Annotated in this window: 17 protein-coding genes; 10 read left to right on the top strand and 7 right to left on the bottom strand. The window is 69.4% G+C overall.

Going from position 1 to position 18215, the window contains the following annotated elements:
• Window positions 1-12 precede the first annotated feature (12 nt).
• Window positions 13-918, bottom strand: a complete 906-nt coding sequence (locus tag HD596_RS57885; protein ID WP_185077830.1) for an LLM class flavin-dependent oxidoreductase — start codon at window positions 916-918, stop codon at window positions 13-15.
• A gap of 313 nt (window positions 919-1231) precedes the next feature.
• Here HD596_RS57885 and HD596_RS57880 point away from each other — a divergent pair, with 313 nt between their 5' ends.
• The 5 genes from HD596_RS57880 to HD596_RS57860 all read left to right on the top strand — a co-directional run bounded on the left by HD596_RS57880 (window position 1232) and on the right by HD596_RS57860 (window position 6743).
• Window positions 1232-2989 (top strand): ABC transporter substrate-binding protein, encoded by a 1758-nt coding sequence (locus HD596_RS57880; protein ID WP_185077829.1) that lies wholly within the window; start codon window positions 1232-1234, stop codon window positions 2987-2989.
• A gap of 64 nt (window positions 2990-3053) precedes the next feature.
• Window positions 3054-4049, top strand: a complete 996-nt coding sequence (locus tag HD596_RS57875; RefSeq protein ID WP_185077828.1) for an ABC transporter permease — start codon at window positions 3054-3056, stop codon at window positions 4047-4049.
• The gene (locus HD596_RS57870) at window positions 4046-4930 is read left to right on the top strand and encodes an ABC transporter permease (protein WP_185077827.1); all 885 of its coding nucleotides are present in this window, start codon (window positions 4046-4048) and stop codon (window positions 4928-4930) included. Before HD596_RS57875 ends, HD596_RS57870 begins: the two co-directional genes overlap by 4 nt.
• Entirely contained in the window at window positions 4927-5868 is a 942-nt protein-coding gene (locus tag HD596_RS57865; RefSeq protein WP_185077826.1) for an ABC transporter ATP-binding protein, read from the top strand. Before HD596_RS57870 ends, HD596_RS57865 begins: the two co-directional genes overlap by 4 nt.
• Entirely contained in the window at window positions 5868-6743 is an 876-nt protein-coding gene (locus HD596_RS57860; RefSeq protein WP_185077825.1) for an ATP-binding cassette domain-containing protein, read from the top strand. The genes HD596_RS57865 and HD596_RS57860 overlap by 1 nt, the downstream gene beginning before the upstream one ends.
• Before the next feature lie 18 nt (window positions 6744-6761).
• On the opposite strand, the gene HD596_RS57855 is transcribed toward HD596_RS57860, so the two are convergent.
• The 3 genes from HD596_RS57855 to HD596_RS57845 form a co-directional block, all read right to left on the bottom strand.
• Entirely contained in the window at window positions 6762-7442 is a 681-nt protein-coding gene (locus HD596_RS57855) for a DUF6879 family protein (RefSeq protein WP_185077824.1), read from the bottom strand.
• Window positions 7443-7529: 87 nt separating this feature from the next.
• The gene (locus HD596_RS57850; protein WP_185077823.1) at window positions 7530-8066 is read right to left on the bottom strand and encodes a DUF1707 SHOCT-like domain-containing protein; all 537 of its coding nucleotides are present in this window, start codon (window positions 8064-8066) and stop codon (window positions 7530-7532) included.
• Window positions 8067-8098: 32 nt separating this feature from the next.
• Window positions 8099-8842 (bottom strand): PadR family transcriptional regulator, encoded by a 744-nt coding sequence (locus tag HD596_RS57845; RefSeq protein ID WP_185077822.1) that lies wholly within the window; start codon window positions 8840-8842, stop codon window positions 8099-8101.
• 278 nt (window positions 8843-9120) lie between these two features.
• On the opposite strand from HD596_RS57845, the gene HD596_RS57840 reads away from it, so the two are divergent.
• Entirely contained in the window at window positions 9121-9849 is a 729-nt protein-coding gene (locus HD596_RS57840) for a metal-dependent hydrolase (protein WP_185077821.1), read from the top strand.
• A gap of 146 nt (window positions 9850-9995) precedes the next feature.
• A complete protein-coding gene (acnA, locus tag HD596_RS57835) occupies window positions 9996-12758 on the top strand; it encodes an aconitate hydratase AcnA (RefSeq protein WP_185077820.1) in 2763 nt (920 codons plus the stop codon).
• 164 nt (window positions 12759-12922) lie between these two features.
• Here acnA and HD596_RS57830 read toward each other — a convergent pair whose 3' ends face one another.
• Both HD596_RS57830 and HD596_RS57825 read right to left on the bottom strand, forming a co-directional pair.
• On the bottom strand, window positions 12923-13723 hold the full coding sequence (locus tag HD596_RS57830) for an ABC transporter permease (protein ID WP_185077819.1): 801 nt from the start codon (window positions 13721-13723) through the stop codon (window positions 12923-12925).
• A 15-nt stretch (window positions 13724-13738) separates the two neighbouring features.
• The gene (locus HD596_RS57825) at window positions 13739-14656 is read right to left on the bottom strand and encodes an ATP-binding cassette domain-containing protein (RefSeq protein WP_185077818.1); all 918 of its coding nucleotides are present in this window, start codon (window positions 14654-14656) and stop codon (window positions 13739-13741) included.
• A 70-nt stretch (window positions 14657-14726) separates the two neighbouring features.
• Here HD596_RS57825 and HD596_RS57820 point away from each other — a divergent pair, with 70 nt between their 5' ends.
• A complete protein-coding gene (locus HD596_RS57820) occupies window positions 14727-15407 on the top strand; it encodes a TetR/AcrR family transcriptional regulator C-terminal domain-containing protein (RefSeq protein WP_185077817.1) in 681 nt (226 codons plus the stop codon).
• Here the strand turns inward: HD596_RS57820 and HD596_RS57815 are convergent.
• Entirely contained in the window at window positions 15344-16108 is a 765-nt protein-coding gene (locus HD596_RS57815) for a neutral zinc metallopeptidase (RefSeq protein WP_185077816.1), read from the bottom strand. The genes HD596_RS57820 and HD596_RS57815 overlap by 64 nt on opposite strands.
• A 115-nt stretch (window positions 16109-16223) precedes the next feature.
• Between HD596_RS57815 and HD596_RS57810 the strand changes: the two genes are divergently transcribed.
• The gene (locus HD596_RS57810) at window positions 16224-16922 is read left to right on the top strand and encodes a sulfite exporter TauE/SafE family protein (protein WP_246555514.1); all 699 of its coding nucleotides are present in this window, start codon (window positions 16224-16226) and stop codon (window positions 16920-16922) included.
• Window positions 16923-17075: 153 nt separating this feature from the next.
• Window positions 17076-18194 (top strand): sugar ABC transporter substrate-binding protein, encoded by a 1119-nt coding sequence (locus tag HD596_RS57805; RefSeq protein ID WP_185077814.1) that lies wholly within the window; start codon window positions 17076-17078, stop codon window positions 18192-18194.
• Window positions 18195-18215 lie beyond the last annotated feature (21 nt).

Genomic DNA, 18215 nt, shown 5'->3' with positions numbered 1-18215 from the left:
CGGCCGGGGGCGTCACCGCAGCAGGTCGCGCACCTTCGCCAGCAGGTCCACCTGGGCGCGCCAGTCGCCGCCCGCCACGCCGATGACCGCGTGGCCCGCCCCGGCGTCACGGTAGGCGGCGAGCGCCTCGGCGGCCCGCTCCGGCGGGCCGGTGAGCGGGATCGGCAGGACCTCCGCCAAGGGGCGGCCGTAGGCGGCGGCGACGCCCGACGCGATCTCCTCCCGGGACGGGACGCCGTCGCCGCTGCCCAGGGCCGCCGTGCCGCCGATCGCGACGACCGGCACGGGACGGCCCCGGCTCTCGGCCAGCTCCGCGAGCCGGGCCCGGCCTTCGGCCACCTCCCGGGGCGGGACCAGCGACGGGAACCACCCGTCGCCGAGCAGCGCCGCCCGCCGGATCGCCGCGCCGGACGCGTTGCCGACCCACACCGGCGGCATCGTGGCGGCGGGCGCCAGCCGCACGGGCGGCTCGCCGGGCTCGTCCGGCAGCCGCGTCTCCTCGCCCGACAGCAGCCGGGGCAGCAGTTCCAGGGCCGTGTCGGTACGCCGGCCGCGCGAGCGGTAGGGCGCCCCCGCCGCGGCCCACTGCCCGGGACCGCCGCCCGAGCCCACTCCGAGGACGAGGCGGTCGTGGGTGACGTACTGCAGGGTCGCGATCTGCTTGGCGGCCCACGCGAGGGGCCGGATGGCGGGGACGAACACGCTCATCCCCACCTTGATCCTCCGGGTGCCCGCCGCCGCGGCGGCCAGGGCGATGGGCCCGTCCAGCGTCGGCCCGCCGATGGCCAGGTGGTCGCCGTGCCACACGCCGTCCAGCCCGGCGTCCTCGGCGTGCCGCGCGGCCGCCGGCAGGTCGATGCCGTCGCGCCGCTGCACGGCGACGCCCGGCAGGATGACGCCGATCGTGAAGCTCTCCATGCGCTCCACCGTGCAACCTCAAGCGCGGTCGAGGTCAACCGGATCGAACCGCTGAGAGCGTTTGCGGGGCGCGTCTCGAAAACGTCACGGGTATTGACGGCGCGGACATCCTGAACTTACGTTCGCGGTACTTATCCGGTTCAGCAGGCCCCTGCGGCCTGTGACTACTCCAATGTGATCGCTCACCGGTCTCCAGGGCGGGAGCGCGTTCCGCGTTTCTCCTGGGAGCGCTCCCAGAGAGCAAGCCGGCCCATCGGGGGTCGATGGAAGACGTGCGAACCTTCGCGCCCCGCGCGGAGGAAGGAGAGAAGCGATGCGAAACCGGGCTCGGATCATGATTCCGCTCGTGGCGGCGGGCCTGCTCGCCGCGGCCTGCACCGGCGGCGGAGCCACGCCGACCCCACCGGCCTCCCAGCCGCAGAGCCAGGGCACGGCGGCCGGCGCCAACCCCGACTCGCTGCCGCGCAACGAGACGCTCTACACGACCGGCACCCAGTGGGGGCCGCCCGTCAACTTCAACCCCATCAGGGAATGGGACCACGCCACGGGGACCAAGGGCCTGGTCTACGAGACGCTGTTCCACTACGACGCGACCGCCGGCAAGCTGACCCCCTGGCTGGCCGAGAGCGGCTCGTGGGCCGACGACAAGACGTACCAGGTCAAGCTCCGCCAGGGCGTCAAGTGGGCCGACGGGCAGCCTCTGACGGCCAAGGACGTGGTGTACTCCTTCGAGCTCGGCAAGATGGAGACGATCCCGTACCACAACCTGTGGACCTGGCTGAAGAGCGTCGAGGCCGCCGACGACCAGACGGTGAAGTTCAGCTTCTCCACGGCCAACTACCAGCAGTGGGACTTCAACCTGTACAGCCGGTCGATCGTCCCCGAGCACATCTGGAAGGGCCGCTCGGAGAAGGAGGTCCTCGACGGGATCAACGAGAACCCGGTGGGCACGGGTGCGTACACGTTCATGGCCAAGGACCAGGACCGCGTCGTGCTGCGGCGGCGCGACGACTGGTGGGGCAAGAGCGCGCTGAACATGGAGCCCAAGCCGCGCTACATCGTCGACATCGCCACCCCGAGTAACGAGGTCGCGATGGGCCTGCTGCTGCAGAAGGGCATGGACCTGAGCAACAACTTCCTGCCCGGCGTGGCCAACCTGGTGAAGGGCAATTTCGGCCTGACGACCTACTACGGCGAGCCGCCGTACATGCTGTCGGCCAACACCGCCTGGCTGGTGCCCAACACCACCAAGAAGCCGATGGACGACCCCGCCTTCCGCAAGGCGCTCGCCTCCTCGATCGACGTCAAGAAGATCGTCGAAGGCGTGTACGGCAACCTCGTCAAGGCCGCCAGCCCGACCGGCCTGCTGCCGCAGTGGGAGCAGTACGTCGACCAGAGCGTGGTGGCGAAGTCGGGGTTCGCCTTCGACGCGGCCAAGGCGAAGAAGGCGCTGGCCGACGCCGGTTACAAGGACACCGACGGCGACGGGTACGTCGAGAACAAGGACGGCTCCAAGATCAGCCTGACCATCATCGTGCCGTCCGGCTGGACGGACTGGATGGAGTCGGCCAGGTCCATCGCCGCCAGCGCCAAGACCGCCGGGATCCAGATCACCCCGGACTTCCCCGACTTCAACGCCCTGGTGGAGAAGCGCGCCAAGGGCGACTTCGACCTGCTGATCAACAACGAGCGGCAGCTGTCCAACTCGCCGTACACCTACTACGAGTACCTCTTCCAGCTCCCGGTCCAGAAACAGCAGAACACCGTCAACTTCGCCCGCTACGAGAACAAGCGGGCCTGGGACCTGACCAAGCAGCTCGACCAGGTCAAGACCGACGACGTCGAGGGCATGAAGAAGATCATCTCCCAGCTCCAGCAGATCCACCTGGACGACCTGCCGGTGATCCCGCTCTGGTACAACGGCCTGTGGGCGCAGTCGAGCAACCAGGTGTGGAAGAACTGGCCGGCCGCGGCGGGCAGCGCGCCCAAGACCCCGGCCGTGATGTGGCACAACTGGCTCGAACTGGGTGGTTTCGAGACCCTCACGCAGCTCCAGCCCTCCGGCTCCTGACCCCATCGTCCCCCGCTCCGGCCGGAGCGGGGGACTTTCACGGCTCTCACGGAGAAAGCATCACGTGCGTCGATATTTCGGCAGAAAACTGCTCATTTACGGGCTGACCTTCTTCGTCGCTGTCACCGTCAACTGGCTGATCCCGCGTTTCATGCCCGGCGACCCGGTCGCGAGCATGGTGGCCAGGGCCAACGTCACCCAGCCCGCCGCCGCGGAGGCGATGCGGGTCTACTACAGCAACCTCTTCGGCTTCGACCAGCCGTTGATCACGCAGTACCTCAACTTCTGGGCCGCGCTGTTCAGGGGCGACTTCGGGATCAGCATCTGGCTGTTCCCTTCCCCCGTCAGCTCCGTGATCATGACCGCGGTGCCGTACACGCTGGCGCTGATCATCCCGTCGGTGCTGCTGAGCTGGGTGGTGGGCAACCGGTTCGGCGCGTACGCGGCCCGGCGCAAGCTGCTCGACAACACCGTGCTCCCGGTCGGGTACGTCCTGACCGCGATGCCGTACATGTGGCTGGCCGTGCTCCTGGCCTGGGCGCTCGGCGTGATCGCCGGCCTGTTCCCGGTGGCCGGCGGCTACAGCTTCTCGATGCGGCCCAACTGGTCGTGGCCGTTCCTGCTCGACCTGCTGCACCACTGGACGCTGCCGTTCCTGTCGCTGTTCCTGGTGGCGCTGGGCGGCTGGGCCATCGGCATGCGCAACATGATCATCTATGAGCTGGAGTCCGACTACTCCAACTACCTGGCCGCGCTCGGCGCGCCGGCCAGGCTCATCCGCAGGTACGCCTTCCGCAACGCCGTCCTGCCCCAGATCACCGGCCTGGCCCTGCAACTGGGCGTGATCGTGGCCGGAGCCCTGGTCACCGAGATCGTCTTCGCCTACCCGGGCCTGGGCAGCCTGATTCTCAACGCCATCAAGAACAAGGACTTCTTCCTGCTCCAGGGCACGTTCCTGTTCATCGTCCTCGGCGTGCTGATCGCCAACTTCATCATCGACATCGTCTACGTCGTGGTCGATCCGCGTACCAGGGCGGGAATGGCGGGTGCGCAGGCATGACGGCACTCCAGGAAGTCGCCCCGCGCGAGCGGGCCGGGGTCCGGCGCGAGGCGCTCTACTTCGCGGTGCGCAACGGCAAGCTGATGTTCGGCTTCGGCCTCGTGCTGGCGCTGCTCCTGCTCGGCCTGATCGGGCCGGTGCTGACCGGCGGCACGCCCAACGAGTACGGCCCCCAGCCCATGAGCCCGCCCTCGGCCGGCCACTGGCTCGGCACCACCACGTTCGGCCAGGACATCTTCCTGCAGTTCGTGCACGGCCTGCGCAGCACCTTCGCCGTGGGCGTGGTCGGCGGCGGCATCGCGGCGGCCATCGGCATGCTCGTCGGCTTCGTGGCCGGCTACCGCGGCGGCATCGTCGACGAGGTGCTCAACATGCTGACCAACGTCATCCTCGTCATCCCGACCCTGGCCGTCCTGCTGATCATCAACGCGTACCTGGGGATCAGGAGCGTGGCCGTGCAGGGCCTGTTCATCGGCCTGACGCAGTGGCCGTGGGCGGCGCGGGCGATCAGGGCGCAGACGTTCTCGCTGCGTACGAGGGAGTTCGTGGACCTGGCCAGGATGAGCGGCGCGAGCACCTGGAAGATCATCACCAGGGAGATCGCGCCGAACATGAGCTCCTACCTGTTCATGACGTTCATCCTGCTGTTCGGCGGCTCGATCCTCATCGCCTCCTCGCTCGACTTCATCGGCCTCGGCCCGACCGAGGGGGTCTCGCTCGGCCTGATGCTGCAGAACGCCAACCAGTGGAGCGCGCTCCAGCTCGGCATGTGGTGGTGGTTCGTGCCGCCGGGCGCGGCCATCACCGCCATCGTGGGCGCCCTGTACGTGGCCAACGTCGGCCTCGACGAGGTCTTCAACCCGAAACTGAGGGAGACATGAGCCTGCAGGTCAGCGAGCTGAGGGTGTACTACCGCACGCTCAGGGGGGAGGTCCGCGCCCTGGACGGCATGTCCTTCGAGCTGTCGGACGGCGAGATCCTCGGCCTGGTCGGCGAGTCCGGCTGCGGCAAGAGCACGCTGGGCAAGAGCCTCATCCGCATGGACGGCCGCATGCGCCACGTCGGCGGCCGGGTCGTGCTCGACGGCCGCGAGCTGCCCATCGCCGACGACCGCGCGATGAACGACTTCCGCTTCAAGGAGGTCTCCCTCATCCCGCAGTACGCCATGAGCGCGCTCAACCCCACCCGAAAGATCCGCAGGATGGTCGGCGAGCTGCTCAGGTCGAGGGGCGCGGAGGTGGACGCCGCCGAGCTGGAACGCCGGATGGACCAGGTCGGCCTGCCCCGCGAGGTGCTCGACCGCTACCCGATCGAGCTGTCCGGCGGCATGAAGCAGCGCATGGTGATGGTCATCTCCACGCTGCTCGACCCGTCCCTGCTGATCGCCGACGAGGTCACCTCCGCGCTCGACGTCTCCACCCAGAAGGCCGTCGCCCGCGCGCTGCTCGGCTTCCGCGAGAGCGGCTACGTCAAGAGCATGATCTTCGTCACCCACGACCTCGCGCTCACCCACCACATCGCCGACACGATCATGGTCATGTACGCGGGCAAGCTCGCCGAGAAGGCGCCCGCCGACGTGATCGTCAAGGCGCCCCGCCACCCGTACACGAAGCTGCTCCTCGACTCCCTGCCCGAGGTCGGCGTCCGCTACGCCGACCGCAGGCTGGAGGGCATCGCCGGCAGCCCGCCGTCGCTGCTGGACCCGCCCGCCGGCTGCCGCTTCCGCGACCGCTGCCCGATCGCGGGGGACGAGTGCGCCGAGGAACCGCCCGTGGTCGAGCTCGCCCCCGACCATCACGTCGCCTGCTGGAAGGCCTGATGCTGAAACTCGACGAGGTCACCAAGGAATTCAGGATCGGCGCGTTCGGCGGCAGGAGCGTCGCGGCCGTACGGAACGTGAGCTTCGAGGTCGTGCCCGGCGAGGTCGTCTCCCTCATCGGGGAGAGCGGCAGCGGCAAGAGCACGATCGGCCGGATGATCCTCGGCCTGAACCCGGTCACCAGCGGCACGATCACCTTCGACGGGCGGCCCGTGCGCGGCGGCAAGCAGTACTACCGCCACATCCAGGGCATCTTCCAGGACCCGTTCAGCTCGTTCAACCCGGTGTTCAAGGCCGACCGGGTGTTCGACCTGATCAAGGAGTCGTACTACCCGTCCGTCCCGGCGGCCGAGTGGGCCGGCCGGGTCGCGGCGTCCCTGCGCGACGTGCGGCTCAATCCCGACCAGGTGCTCGGCAAGTATCCGCACCAGCTCAGCGGCGGCCAGCTCCAGCGCCTGCTCATCGCCCGAGCGCTGCTGCTGGACATCAAGCTGCTGGTGGCCGACGAGATCACCAGCATGCTGGACGCCTCCACCCGCATCGACGTGCTCAACCTGCTCGCCGAGCTGAAGACCCGGGGCCTCGGCGTGCTCTACATCACGCACGACCTCTCGCTCGGCAACTACCTCGCCGAACGCACGGTGGTGCTGCGCCGGGGGAGCGTGGTCGAGATGGGGCTGACGGACAAGGTCTTCGGCGATCCGCTGCACCCGTACACCCGCGAGCTGCTGTCGGCCGTGCCGCGCCTGAACCGGGCCTGGGACGACGCCACGCCCGTGGAGACCTGCCTCTACCACGAGCGCGGCGGCACGGGAGCGCTGCTGGAGGCCGAACCCGGCCACCTCGTGGCGTGCGCCCGGCTCCCGGCCTGCTGAGCGGAGAGAAGGGGGCGGTCAGACCCGGAACTCCTCGGTACGGTGCGCGTAGGCGGGCAGCGCGGCCCGCATCTCGTCGGTGACCTGCGGCGGCGGCAGCGGCACGATCTCCCGCTCGTAGAAGTCGAGCACGTTCTCCCCCTCGGCGAACAGCTCCTGGACCGTCCGCAGGCACGGCCCCACGACCGCGGGATCGGTGATCCGCCGCCCGCCCATGCCCCCGCCGTACCGGTCGTACAGCACCTCGTACATCAGGGACGGAGAGAAGATCACCAGCTCCGGCATCGGGTCGAGGCCGGCCACCCGCTCCGCCGGCACCACCCGGCACGGGGAGCCGGCCCTGGCGCGCAGGGCCAGCACGTGCATCTCCCACTGCAGGTACGAGGTGATCGGGAACTCGACGACCCGCACCCGCCTGACCGGGACGCGGTGCCGGAAATAGTCGGCCACGGTCGCCGCCATGCGCGCGGTCAGGGCCAGGGAGCGCTCCCAGTCGCCGTCCATCATGGCCCGCCAGCTCGCCACGTCGGGCTCGTAGAAGTGCTGGGCCCGCTCCAGCTTCCACATCGGTTCGGGGCAGATCGCGTGGTCGCGGTCGAAACCGGCTTGGTACTCCGGCACGTCCAGGGCAAGGCCGTCGGCTGGGGCGACGGCGGCGAACGGGTTCGTGCGGCGGGCCGGAGCGCCCTGCTGGGTCATGCGGCGTCCCTTCGACTCTGAAGATCCGCCCCGATCATGAAATGAGCCCCTGACAGGGTCAAGGCCCAAAACGATCTGGGCGGACCGTCAGCGCCGGTGGTGGAAGCGCCGGTGGACGAGGCCGAACAGCATGGCTCCCAGCCACACCACGAGGAGCACCTTGAAGATCCCGAACCCGCCGAAGATCAGCCCCAGCACCATGAACACGAACAGCACGCCCAGGAACGGGTGCGGCCCGCGATGGTGGTGCCGCCACGGCTGGTTGCCGCGCTGCTCGCGCCACTGACGGCGCATCTCCCGGTGAGCCTGGTGCATGGAGTGCCGCATGTCGCGCTGGGCCTGGTGCATCGACTGCACCTGGTGCCGGTGCGCGGCCATCGCGTCCTTCCAGTCGCCCATGCCGTACTGGGGAAGGGGATCGCGGTAGCCGGGCACCTGCTGGTGGGCGCCCGGCAGGTCGGCCGTCACCTTGGCCAGGTCACGGGCCGTCTTCGAGGCCAGCGTCTGGTCGAGTCGCTCGTCCAGCTCTTCGTGGGTCAGGCGGCCCTGCGCGAAGTGCTCGCGCAGGACGGCCATCGTCTGCTCACGCTCGGCGTCGCCGATGCGAAGGTCGTGCGAGTCCATACCTGATCCCGAATCCTTCCGGAAGCTCGCGCTCACTCCTCGCCCGGTTCGTCGTCCGCCAGGATCTGGTAGAGCTTGCGCCGGGTCTCTATAAGAGTCTTACGCGCTTCTCGGATTTGTGCGTCGTTCCCGGTCTGCAAAACCTGCATCATGGCGAAGGCCGACTGCCGGGCGATGTGCCAGAGATCGGCGGTGTTGTCGTCGATGTCCGGACGCATCTCGTCCCACGGGGCCCGGACCTCGTCCGCGTGCGCCTCGATGTAGTTGCGCCCCGCCTCGGTGAGGCGGAAGGTCTTGCGGCCCTCGCTCTCCTCCGAGATCACCAGGCCCTCGTCGGTGAGCTGCTGCAGCGCCGGGTAGACGGCGCCCGGGCTGGGCTTCCAGCCGCCCTCGCTGCGCTCGGCGATCTCCTGGATGATCTGGTAGCCGTTGCGCGGCTCCTCCTGGAGCAGGGCCAGGATCGCGGCGCGTACGTCGCCCCGCTTGGCCTTGCGGCCCCGGCCGCCCCAGCCCCGCTGGCCGCCCCACGGCCCGCCGGGGCCGCCCCAGGGGCCGCGCCCCCAGTCGAACGGGAAGGGCCCGGGGCCGCGCCTGCCGCGCTGGCGGTGCTCGTGATGGTGGTGCTCGTGATGGCGGTGGCGGCGGCCGCCCATTTCGTCGAAGGCCTCGGAAACGGCCCTGAACGCCTCGCGGGCGGCCTGCTTGGCCTCGCGGGCCGCCTGCCGGTACTCGTGCGCGCCGGGCCAGTGCCCGCCTGCTGCCTGTGCGGAATCCATTTCTCCCCCTATATCGTGATCGGTTCTCGATGTGTCAAAGATATATCGACAGTATGTCGTTCGCAAGCCCGGTGCCGGAGTGAGCCAGATCACGAAAAAGTTGCGGAATCCGGGAACAGGATTGAGGAAAGCCTCGTTATCTAGAGCAGACGAGGTCGTTCCGCGTCGGCAGGGCTGGGGGGTGCTGTCGCCGCGGAGACGGCCTCGTCTGCGTTTGCGGGGCTGTCGCCAGGCGGGTCTCGGCGCGTAAAGAGATTCTTTGCCGTACAGTCCGGATCATGATGGGGCACACGCATGCGATGACCGGGGCCATCGCCTGGCTGGGGCTGGCGCCGCCTCTCGCCGCACTTCCGTTGCTGAACGAGTCGTCCCGGTTCGTCGAGACGGGAATCATGGCCACCGCGCTCAGCCCGGCGGAGCTGATCGCCGGAGCCATCATCTGCGCGGGCGCCGCGATGCTGCCCGACCTCGACCACCCGAGCGCGACGATCGCGCAGACGTTCGGGCCGATCACGTGGTTGATCAGCAAGGCCGTGTGCTGGATCAGCGGCGGCCACCGCGGGGCGACCCACTCGCTGGCGTTCGCGGTGGCGCTCGGATTCGGGGCCCACTGGCTGGCCAACACCTATCCCATCGGGCGCGACATCATGGTCGTGCTGCTCATCGGCCTGGCCCTGCGGGCGATCGGCGTCGGCATCCCCGGCAACAAGGCGGGCTCCGCGATGGTCAACATCGGGCTGACCGCCGGCCTCTACGCCGTCTTCCTCTCGCTCGGCGTGGGCTACGCCTGGCTGGGGCTCGCGGTGGCGATCGGCTGCCTCATCCATGTCGTCGGCGACTGCATGACCGAACGGGGCTGTCCGGTGCTGTGGCCGCTGGGGGTCAAGTTCCTGCTGCCGTGGAAGATCGGCATCAAGACCGGCAAGAAGTTCGAGCAGAAGATCCTCGCGCCGATCCTGTCGGTGGCCATCGTCGGCCTGCTGTTCTGGCGGCTGGCACCCACTTAACTTGATGTCGAGATAACCTAGGGATATCTTGACGTCGAGACATCCGCCGCGGAGCTCGCCAGTTAGGGTCACCTAACGTGCTGGTCGTGCGAAGAGTGCGGCAGGATTTGGTCTGAGCAAATGTCTGATGGAGGAGGCGAATCACCGTGTCCGCGAACAGCTTCGGCAGCCGTGACACGCTACGCGTCGGCGACGCGTCGTACGAGATTTTCCGGCTGGACGCCGTCGAGGGCGCCGCACGCCTCCCGTACAGCCTGAAGATCCTTCTGGAGAACCTCCTCCGCACCGAGGACGGCGCGAACATCACCGCCGACCACATCCGGGCGCTGGGTGGCTGGGACCCGGAGGCGGCGCCGAGCGTGGAGATCCAGTTCACGCCCGCCCGCGTCATCATGCAGGACTTCACCGGCGTCCCCTGCGTGGTCGACCTGGCCACCATGCGCGAGGCCGTGCGTGACCTCGGTGGCGACCCGGCCCGCATCAACCCGCTGGCGCCGGCCGAGATGGTCATCGACCACTCGGTCATCGTCGACTACTTCGGCCACCCCGACGCCTTCCAGCGCAACGTCGAGCGCGAGTACGAGCGTAACCGCGAGCGCTACCAGTTCCTGCGCTGGGGCCAGACGGCCTTCGACGAGTTCAAGGTCGTCCCGCCCGGCACCGGCATCGTCCACCAGGTCAACATCGAGCACCTGGCCCGCGTGGTGATGATCCGCTCCGACGGCGACATCAACAGGGCCTACCCCGACACCTGCGTCGGCACCGACTCCCACACCACCATGGAGAACGGCATCGGCGTCCTGGGCTGGGGCGTCGGCGGCATCGAGGCCGAGGCCGCGATGCTCGGCCAGCCGATCTCCATGCTCATCCCGCGCGTGGTCGGCTTCAAGCTCAACGGCAAGCTGCCCGCCGGGGCCACCGCCACCGACCTGGTGCTCACGATCACCGAGATCCTGCGCAAGCACGGCGTCGTCGGCAAGTTCGTGGAGTTCTACGGCGAGGGCGTCTCGTCCGTGCCGCTGGCCGACCGGGCCACGATCGGCAACATGAGTCCCGAGTTCGGCTCCACCTGCGCGATCTTCCCGATCGACGGCCAGACCGTCGACTACCTGCGCCTGACCGGCCGCTCCGAGGAGCAGATCGCGCTCGTCGAGGCGTACGCCAAGACCCAGGGCCTCTGGCTCGACCCGTCCGCGCCCGAGCCGGTCTTCTCCGAGTACATCGAGCTCGACCTCGGCACCGTCGTGCCGTCCATCGCCGGCCCCAAGCGCCCGCAGGACCGCATCGCGCTGTCGGCCGCCAAGGCCACCTGGCGCCACGACGTCCAGAACTACGTGAGCGACGACCTCGACGAGGAGGGTGAGGAGACCTTCCCGGCCTCCGACGCGCCCGCCTCCAACGCCCGCGCCAACGGCGGCCGGCCGCACAAGCCGGTGGCCGTCACGCTGGCCGACGGCACCTCGTTCGAGATCGACCACGGCATCGTCTCGATCGCCGCGATCACCTCGTGCACCAACACCTCCAACCCGTACGTCATGCTCGGCGCGGCGCTGCTGGCCCGCAACGCCGTCGAGAAGGGCCTGACCCGCAAGCCGTGGGTCAAGACCTCGCTGGCCCCGGGCTCGCAGGTCGTCACCGGCTACTTCGAGCGCTCGGGCCTCCAGCCGTACCTCGACAAGATCGGCTTCAACCTCGTCGGCTACGGCTGCACCACCTGCATCGGCAACTCGGGCCCGCTGCCGCCGGAGATCTCCGAGGCCGTGCAGGCCAACGACCTCGCGGTCACGGCCGTGCTGTCGGGCAACCGCAACTTCGAGGGCCGCATCAACCCCGACGTCAAGATGAACTACCTGGCCTCGCCGCCGCTCGTGGTGGCGTACGCGCTGGCCGGGACCATGGACGTCGACCTCGACACCGAGCCGCTGGGCCTCGGCAACGACGGCAAGCCGGTCTACCTGAGGGACATCTGGCCGTCGCCGGAGGAGATCTCCGCGGTGGTCAACTCCTCCATCGGCCGTGACATGTTCGAGCGCGACTACGCCGACGTGTTCAAGGGCGACGACCACTGGCGCTCGCTGCCGATCCCGACCGGCGACACGTTCGAGTGGGACCCGTCCTCGACCTACGTCCGCAAGGCCCCCTACTTCGACGGCATGCCGTCCAAGCCGGAGCCCGTCACCGACATCGCCGGCGCCCGCGTGCTGGTCAAGGTCGGCGACTCGGTCACCACCGACCACATCTCGCCGGCCGGCTCCATCAAGGCCGGCACCCCGGCCGCGCAATACCTGCAGGCCAACGGGGTCGAGGTGAAGGACTTCAACTCCTACGGCTCGCGGCGCGGCAACCACGAGGTGATGATCCGGGGCACGTTCGCCAACATCCGCCTGCGCAACCAGATCGCGCCGGGCACCGAGGGCGGCTACACCCGCGACTTCACCCAGCCCGACGGGCCGGTGTCGTTCATCTACGACGCCTCGGTCAACTACGCCGCGGCCGGGACGCCGCTGGTGGTGCTGGCGGGCAAGGAGTACGGCTCCGGCTCCTCGCGCGACTGGGCGGCCAAGGGCACGGCGCTGCTGGGCGTGCGCGCGGTCATCGCCGAGTCGTACGAGCGCATCCACCGCTCCAACCTGATCGGCATGGGCGTGCTCCCGCTGCAGTTCCCCGAGGGCGCCTCGGCGCAGTCGCTCGGGCTGACCGGCGAGGAGACCTTCGACATCACGGGTGTCGAGGAGCTCAACTCCGGCGGCATCCCGAGCACGGTCCACGTCAAGGCCACGGCGTCGTCCGCGCACGGAGCTGGTGTCGAGTTCGACGCGGTGGTGCGCATCGACACGCCGGGCGAGGCCGACTACTACCGGCACGGCGGGATCATGCAGTACGTTCTTCGCTCGTTGCTCGCGAAGTGACTTCCCGGGCTCGCGCGCGGTCATGAGCCGCGCGGGGGCCGGGAACCCTTGGCCGCTCGTTGAAGCCGGGGGTGGGGTGCGATCCTCACGCGCCCGTATCGGGGGAACCACCCGACACAGAGAAGAGCCGCCCGGCGGGACAACCCCCGCCGGGCGGCTCTTCGTCATCGGGACAACGTCCGGTAGCGGTGGACGGCCAGCGGCAGGAACACCGCGAGGATCGCCACCGACCAGATCAGGCTGGCGGCCACCGGGTGCCGGAGCGGCCAGGCCGAGGAGACCGAGGTGGGGTTGCCGAACAGGGTGCGGGCGGCGGCCACGACGGCGCTCATGGGGTTCCAGTCGGCGACGGGCTTGAGCCAGGCCGGCAGCCCCTCGATGGGGACGAACGTGTTGGCCAGGAACGTCATCGGGAACAGCCAGCCGAAGGTGGCCGCGTCCGCCTGCGCCCCGCTCCGGATCCACAGGCCGATGTACGTGCCCACCCAGATCATCGCGAACCCGAAGAGCGCCAGCAGCCCGAACCCCGCCGCCGTCGCCCCCAGGCTGCCGTGCGCCCGCCACCCGGCCAGCAGCACTCCTGTCAGCACCATGGCCGACAGCGACAGCAGGTGCATCGACAGGTCGGCCACGCTCCGCCCGACCAGCACGGCGCTGCGGGCGATGGGCTGGGCGCGGAACCTGTCGATGATCCCGCGGGCCATGTCCTCGCCCACGGTGGTGGCGGCCGAGGTCGCCGTCATGGCCATGACCTGCATGAAGATGCCGGGCATGAGGTAGTCGCGGTAGTCGCCGCCGCCCGGCAGGGTGATCGCGCTGCCGAAGACGTAGCCGAACAGCACGGTCATGATCACCGGGAACACCAGGAATCCCGCGATCTCGCCCGGCTGGGCCCTCAGCCGCGAGTAGGTGCGGCCGGCGATGGTGAGGGAGTCGTTCAAAGTCCAGCGCAGCGTCTCGTACATCTCTCCGGCTCCTTCTCAGGCCGTCAGGTGGAGGAAGACCTCGTCGAGGGTGGGCCGCCGCAGCGCCAGGTCCTCCACGGGGATGCCGGCCGCGTCCAGCGCGCCGGCGATGCGGACGAGCGACTGCGCGCCGTCGGCGGCGGGCACGGTCACCTGCCGCCCCTCGGCGCTCTCGATCGCCGGGGAGCCGGCGCCGCGCAGCAGCCGCAGCCCCGCCTCCACGTCCCCCGGCTCCCGGAAGACGACCTGCACCCGATCGCCGCCGACCTGCCTCTTCAGCGCGGCCGGTGACCCCGCGGCGGCCACCACGCCCTCCCTCAGCACCACGATCTGGTCCGCGAGCCGGTCGGCCTCGTCCAGGTACTGGGTGGTCAGCAGCAGCGTCGTGCCCTCCTTCACCAGGTCGAGCAGCAGCTCCCAGAGCCGCATCCGGCTGCGCGGGTCGAGCCCGGCGGTCGGCTCGTCCATGAACAGCACCGGCGGCGACACGATCAGGCTCGCCGCCAGGTCGAGCCGGCGCCGCATGCCCCCCGAATACTCCTTGACCGGCCGCTGTCCCGCCTCGGCCAGCTCGAACCGCTCCAGCAGCTCGACCGCCCTGCGCCGCGCCTCGGCCCTGCTCAGGTGGTAGAGCCGCCCGAACAGCTCCAGGTTGCGCCGCCCGGTCAGCAGCTCGTCGACCGCCGCGTGCTGCCCGGCCAGGCCGATGCGGAAGCGCAGCCGGGCCGCGTCGCGCACGACGTCCAGCCCGGCGACCTCGGCGCGGCCGGCGTCGGGGCGCAGGAGCGTGGTGAGGATGCGTACGGCGGTGGTCTTGCCCGCGCCGTTCGGCCCCAGCAGGCCGCAGACGGTGCCGGCCGGGACGTCCAAGTCGATGCCCTTGAGCGCCTCGGTGTCCCCGTACCGTTTGCGTAATCCCTCAGCGTGGATCATGAAGACCCTCCTTAACGCTGTTAAATCTAACAGCGTTAAGGGTGCATTGAACGTTGTTAAGCTGTCAACCGTGGCACTCGAAAAAGGCACCATCGTCGCTACCGCGCTACGGCTCCTCGACGAGGTCGGGCTCGACGGGCTGACGCTGCGCCGGCTTGCGGGCGAGCTGGGCGTGCAGGCCCCCGCCCTCTACTGGCACTTCAAGAACAAGCAGGAGCTGCTGGACGCGATGGCGGCGGCGATGATGTCCGCGCACACGTCCCGCCCCACGCTGACGGAGCCGGGCAAGTGGCGGGAGTGGATCGCCGGTTACGCGCACGCCGACCGCGCGCTGCTCAACTCCTACCGCGACGGGGCCAAGCTGGTGGCGGGCACGCGGCCGTCGTCCGACCTGTTCGCCGTGGTGGAGCGGGCGATGGCGGGGCTGGAGGCGGCGGGGTTCAGCGCCGGGGACGCGGCGCGGGGGCTGTTCACGGTGAGCGCCTACGTGGCCGGCTTCGTGCTGGAGGAGCAGGCCGACCGGACGCGTACGGACGGCGAGGACGGCATGCCGGACATGGAGGAGTTCCGGGCGGCCTATCCCCGGCTGATGGCGGGGCTGGCGGAGGTGGGCGACCCGCAGGGCGACCTGTCGTTCGAGGGCGGGCTGCAGCTGATCCTCGACGGGATGGGGCTGCGCCTGAAGGCTCAGGACACCCTGGCGGCGGGGGCGGACCAGGTGTCGCAGGAGGAGGGGGAGACGGCGCGGTAGCCGCGCTGGAGCCAGTAGACGCGGGTGGCGCCCCTGCCGTGGCTGCGGTAGCCGTCCTCGTCGCCACTGGCCCTGGTGGCGTCGAGCAGCGCCGCCCAGTCGTCCTCGCCACGCCGCAGCGACGCCCACACGCTGCCGAGGAACACCCCGGACAGGCAGTCGGCCTGCAGCTCGAAGCGCCGCTTCAGCTCGCCCTGGCGGTCGGTGCGGATCCTCGCCTTGTACTGCCGCCAGACGCCGAGCCGGCTCTGCAGGTGGTGCCCGTACTCGTGGGCGGCCACCTTGAACGGATAGAGATCGGTCCTGTCCTCGATCCACCGGCCGGTGAGGGGGAAGACCAGGGTGCCGCGCTCCATGCAGTAGAAGGCCGCCGCCTGCTCGGGCCAGGGCACCCCGCACACGGTGCTCTCAGGCTCCTCGTAGTACCGCACGACGGGCTTGCTGAACGCCCGTCCGGCCCGCTCGAAGTAAGCGGCCCACGACTTGTCCAGACATTTCACGACTGCTGCGAGGTACTGCCGGGTCCGCGGAATCCCTCCGTACGTGATCGCCGTCTCGGGGCAGGCGGCGTCGGGCAGCTTCCCGGCCTTCTTGGTGAACGGGCTCGTGACTGGGGCGGCGTGGGCGGCCTGGGCGGGTACGCAGACGGTCGCGAGGACCGAGACGAGGGCGAGAGCGCGCTTGAACGGGAGGAACTGCACAGAGGGCAGCTTAACGATCAGCGGGGCCACTCTCGCAGGGGTAACGGTGACAGATAGTGAAGGTGATTGACTCTCGCCCATGACTGATGCGGCATTAATTCTGATTGTTGGCGGTTTGGCGGTATTCGTCGGGGCGATCGTCCAGGGCGGGGTGGGTTTCGGCCTCGCGCTGGTCGCCGCTCCCGCGCTCACCATGCTCGGCCCCGACCTCATGCCGGGCGCCATCCAGGTCGTCAACGTGACGCTCCCGCTGTTCACGCTGGCCGCCGAATGGCGGACGGTGGACTGGCGCGGGCTCGGGTTCGCGGTGCTGGGGAGGCTGCCCGGCAGCGTCATCGGCGCGGTCATCGTCGTCTACGTCTCCCCGTACAGCAGAGGCGTCTTCGTCGCCGTCATGGTGCTCGTCGCGGTGGCCCTGACGGCCAGGGCGCTGAGCGTGCCGCGCAACGGGGTGACGCTCGCCTCGGCCGGGTTCGTCTCCGGGATCACCGGAACGGCGACCGGCATCGGCGGGCCGCCCATGGGGCTGGTGTACCAGCACGCCAAGGGCCCGCAGATCCGGGCGACGCTGGCGATGTTCTTCTTCCTGAGCGCCGCCCAGTCGCTGGTCATCCTCGCGGTCGTGGACGAGCTCCCGGCCCGGGCGCTGGCGACGGGGGCGGTGCTGATCGTGCCGATGGTGCTCGGGTTCCTGGTCTCGGGGCCGCTGCGGCGCTACCTGGACGGCGGCAAGGTGCGGGTGGCCGTGCTCGTGGTGGCCGCCGCCTCCGCCGTGGCGCTGGTCGTACAGAACGTGATCGCACAGCTCAGCTGAGACCGGAGCCAGGAAGATTGAGGTGACGTTTCTGGATTGTTACCCGAAACAACAAACTCCCGGCCTACAGGGTCTTCCAAAGCAGGCCATCCCGGAATACGTTGCCGCAAACAACATTCATCCGGGCCCCTCCGGAAGAAAGGACCCTGCACCATGCGCAAGGGGATCCTCAGCCTGACCGCCGCGGCAGCCACGCTCGCCCTCGGTCTCACCGCCTGCGGGGGGAACAGCGGTCAGACCAACGCGTCGACCTCGTCGGCCTCAGCGTCAGCCCCGGCGGCGAAGGCCGGGAAGATCGGCGTCATCCTGCCGGACAGCAAGTCCTCGGCCCGGTGGGAGACGGCGGACCGCAAGTACCTCGAAGAGGCGTTCAAGGCCGCCGGCGTTCAGTACGACATCCAGAACGCCCAGAACGACAAGACGGCGTTCCAGACCATCGCCGACCAGATGATCACCAACGGCGCCACCGTCCTGATGATCGTGAACCTGGACAGCGGCAGCGGCAAGGCGGTCATCGAGAAGGCCAAGTCCCAGGGCGTGGCCACGATCGACTACGACCGGCTGACGCTCGGCGGCGGCGCCGCCTACTACGTCAGCTTCGACAACACCAAGGTCGGCACCCTGCAGGGCGAGGGCCTGAGCAAGTGCCTGACCGACAAGAAGGCCAGCAAGCCCATCGTGGCCTACCTCAACGGCTCGCCGACGGACAACAACGCCACCCTGTTCAAGCAGGGGTACGACGGTGTGCTCAAGCCCAAGTTCGACTCCGGCGAGTACGTCAAGGGCCCCGACCAGGCCGTGCCCGACTGGGACAACACCCAGGCCGGCACGATCTTCGAGCAGATGCTCACCCAGCAGCCGAAGATCGCCGGCGTGCTGGCCGCCAACGACGGCCTCGGCAACGCCGCCATCACCGTGCTGAAGAAGCAGAACCTCAACGGCAAGGTGCCGGTCACCGGCCAGGACGCCACCGTCCAGGGCCTGCAGAACATCCTCGCCGGCGACCAGTGCATGACCGTCTACAAGGCCGTCAAGAAGGAGGCCGACGCGGCGGCCAAGCTCGCGGTGGCGCTGGCCAAGGGCGAGAAGCCCACGGCGAGCGGCAGCGTCAAGGACCCCGAGAGCGGTCAGGACGTCCCCTCCGAGCTGCTCGAGCCGCAGGCCATCTACCTCGACAACGTCAAGGACGTGGTGACCGACGGCTACGTGACCAAGGAGGAACTGTGCACGGGTGACTTCGCCAAGAAGTGCACCGAGGCAGGCATTCAATAACACCAGAGGGGGCGCGGCCCG

Source organism: Nonomuraea jabiensis, from assembly GCF_014204795.1.
Classification (GTDB): domain Bacteria; phylum Actinomycetota; class Actinomycetes; order Streptosporangiales; family Streptosporangiaceae; genus Nonomuraea; species Nonomuraea jabiensis.
The sequence above is the reverse complement of the archived record's forward strand: the minus strand, read 5'-3'. Positions and strand labels throughout refer to the sequence as shown.